Source organism: Actinomycetospora sp. (assembly GCF_036497245.1).
Taxonomy (GTDB): domain Bacteria; phylum Actinomycetota; class Actinomycetes; order Mycobacteriales; family Pseudonocardiaceae; genus Actinomycetospora.
Window position 1 is genome coordinate 1 of the sequence record NZ_DASXJS010000127.1, and the last position, 3,274, is coordinate 3,274.

The 3,274-nt window shown below is 75.9% G+C and carries 2 protein-coding genes and 1 pseudogene; 1 reads left to right on the forward strand and 2 read right to left on the reverse strand.

What is annotated here, in order from left to right:
• Positions 1-764: adenosylmethionine decarboxylase (speD, locus tag VGI02_RS13110; RefSeq protein WP_331627826.1), on the reverse strand; the 764-nt coding region annotated here is incomplete at its 3' end.
• Positions 761-1,966 carry a type III PLP-dependent enzyme gene (locus VGI02_RS13115; protein ID WP_331627827.1) on the reverse strand — a complete coding sequence of 402 codons (1,206 nt, stop codon included), beginning with the start codon at positions 1,964-1,966 and terminating at the stop codon, positions 761-763. The genes VGI02_RS13115 and speD, both read right to left, overlap by 4 nt.
• 210 nt (positions 1,967-2,176) lie before the next feature.
• On the opposite strand from VGI02_RS13115, the pseudogene VGI02_RS13120 reads away from it, so the two are divergent.
• A pseudogene (locus VGI02_RS13120) lies at positions 2,177-3,274 on the forward strand (hypothetical protein); the annotation flags it as partial.

The following is a 3,274-nucleotide window of genomic DNA, read 5'->3' on the forward strand; positions in this document are numbered from 1 at the left end:
AGCAGCTCCGCGCACCGCTGGACGCACTCCGAGTCGATGTCCACGTGATCGACATGCGAAGCCCCGGCCGCCACCGCGAGCTGGGAGACGACGCCCTCGCTCGAGCCCACGACGAGCACCCGCTCCAGTCGATCCGCCAGCAACAGCGGTGGGACGGCGAGGGCCTCGTGGTAGGTGAGCTGGGTGGTCTCGGTGGACTGCCGCTCCCCGTCGCAGAACAGCGAGATTCCCTGCGCGGTCCGGGCGACGATCATGTCCTGCCACGCGGTGCGGCCGCGCCAGATCACCTCGTCGATCCGCCACCGTCGCCGCATCCCCTCGGCGAGGGGCTCGTCGACCTCCCGCTGCCCGACGACGTCGGGTGCGAGCCCGGCCCCGCGCGCCACGATCTGCGCCCGCACCTCGATGGCGCCGACCTCGCGGCCCAGCACCTCGACGATCCGCTCCGGGTCGGCGTGCTCACCGCACGTGAAGACGTCCACGAACGCCGCGCCCGCCTCCGGATAGGCGTGCACCGAGGCGTGGGACTCGGCGAGCATCGCGAGCACCGTCGTGCCCTGGGGCTCGAACCGGTGGCTGACGACCTCGAGGGTGGTCGCGCCGCCGTCGTCGAGCGCGGTCCGCAGGGCGCGGGCGACGGCGGCGTCGTCACCGAGGAGCACGGGCGAGACGCCGCGCAGTTCGGCGAGGACGTGGCGTCCCGAGAACGAGACGGACCCCGAGTCCACCGGGGTGGAGGGGAGCGCGGGAGCGGGAGTGGTCAATCGGTTTCCTCAGGGGTCTCGTCGGTGGCGCGGTCGTGGATCACGGTCGGCAGCGGGGGGAACCCGTTGAAACCGACCGAGGCGTAGCTCGAGGTGTAGGCGCCGGCGCCGAGGAACTCGACGGTGTCGCCCGGGGCCAGGTCGAGGGGGAGGCGGACGTCGGCGTGGCGGTAGAGCACGTCGTCGCCGTCGCAGGTGGGCCCGGCGAGCACGACGGGGCCGCGCGGCGCGCCCGAGGGATACCCGGGTGTGCGCAGCCGGTACACGATCATCTCGCCTTCGGTCTCCGCGAGACCCTGGTAGCGCCCGACGTCGAGGTAGACCCAGCGGCGCCCCGCGCGCTCGGTGACCAGGACGACCTCCGCGACCAGCACACCGGCCCCCGCCACCAGGGCCCGGCCGGGTTCCGCGACCACGCGGGGACGCCAGGTCCCGACGCCGGGGACGTCGGCGTGCTCGGCGAGGGCCGCGCGGATCGCGGTGGCGCAGGCGGTGAGGTCGGGCACCGGGCCTGCGGCGTGCGGCGTCGGGAACCCGCCCCCGACGTTCACCTCGGCGACCGGTGCCCCGAACGACTCGACGGCCCGGGCGGCCGCGGCGATCCCCCGCCGCCAGGACCCCGTGTCGGTCTGCTGCGACCCGGGGTGGAAACCGAGCCCGTGCGGGCGCAGACCGGCGTCCCGGGCGCGACGCAGCAGGGCGGCGGCCTCGTCGGGCGCGACCCCGAATTTGCCCGCGAACGGGGTCGCCGAGCCGGTGTCGTCGGCGCCGAGCCGGACGGTGACGGCAGCCCCGGGGGCCAGGCGGGCGAGGAGGTCGACGTCGGCGGCGGCATCGGTGGTGAAGCGGTGCACCCCCACGGACACGGCGGTCCGCACGTCGGACGGCTTCTTCAGCGGGTTGCCCCAACTCATGCGCTCGGGCGGGACGCCGGCGAGCAGGCAGGCCTCGAGCTCGCCGACGCTCGCCAGATCGACGCTCGCCCCCTCCTCGGCCAGGAGCGCGAGGACGGCGGGATGAGGATTCGCCTTGACGGCGTAGGCGGCCTCGCTCTCCGGAAATGCGTCGCGGAACGTGCGATAGGCGGAGCCGACGACGGCGAGGTCCAGCTCCAATCGTGGACTGACCATCACCTGATCGGGGGACGCGGACGCCGGGTCGACGACGCGTTCGTGCGCCTGCACGGCCCGCGGTGCACCCACGGCATCCATCGTGCCCTGTGGTGCCCGTTCGAAACACAGAACGACTGACTTGAGACGTATCGGACGCGTACCCTTTCGGATCTCCGGACCGGTGGGCCCGGGGGTGGCGGGTCGGGGAGAGAGAGTGGGACAGGTATGCCTTCGGGCTCCCTGAACGGGTGGGACACGGGCCGCCGCAAGCAACGGTGGCCGCGATGGTCGGCCCGCAGTGTGGCGGTCACGGGTCTCTTCGCGGTGGCACTCCTCGCGGCAGCGCTGGGCGTCGGCCGCACCGTCGCCGCGCCCGCCGGGCCGGGCGAGCAGGCCGCCGGCACGGCGGGGACCTCGCGCACCCTCGCGAGCGACACCGGTGAGGCGCAGCCGGACGGCTCGGGCTCGGGCTACGGCTCGGGCTCGGGCTACGGCTCGGGACCGGGGTACGGCCCGGCCACCGGTGGTTCCGACCCGTCCGCGCCCGGGGCCGACCTCGGGACCTCGGCCGCCCCGCCGTCGTCGGGCGACCTGGCGGGTGGCTCCGCGCCCGGCGTCGTTCCGGCCGACCCGGGAGCCTCCGACGACGCGCTCGCCCCGCCGCTGACGCCGATCCCACTCCCGGGCGCCCGCCCGCTCGGCAGCGCCCCGGCGCCCGCGTCGAGCACCCCGTCCGGCTGGGAACCGCCGCTGGCGCCGATCGTGCCGGGAGCCCAGGCCCCGTCGTCCGCGGCGCCCGCGCCCTCGGCCGAGCCCGCGGCGCCTCTCGCGCCGATCGTCCCTCCGGGCGGCGCCGCGCCGGGCCCGGCCGTCGGGCAGGCCACGACGGCGGCCCCGCCGCGCGTGCAGGACCTCCCGGGCGCGGTGCTCGGGGGCGTCGTGCCCGGAGCGGGTCGTGCCGACCGCGGCGGCGACGCGAAGGACGCGCCGAAGGCCGGGTCGCCGAAAAAGGCCGAGTCGCCGAGGAAGGCCGAGGCTCCGAAGGCAGAGGCACCGAAGGCAGAGGCACCGAAGAAGGCGGACGCACCGAAGGCCGAGTCGCCGAGGAAGGTCGACGTCCCCAAGGTGGAGGTGCCCAAGGTCGAGGTGCCCAAGGTCGAGGTGCCCAAGGCCGAGGCGCCGAAGAAGGCCGACACGGGACGCGGCGGTGCGAAGGACGGTGACGTGGGCGCTGCCGGACGTGGACCGGCCACCCCGGCCGTCGCCGTGCCCGCGGTCGCCCCGGAGGGCTGGCCGATCCCGATGCTGGGCCCGAGCAGCTCCGACCCGCCCTCGTCCTCGGCGCCGGCCACGGCGGACCTGCCCGGTGAGGCGACCGCCACGGGCACCGGGTCGACG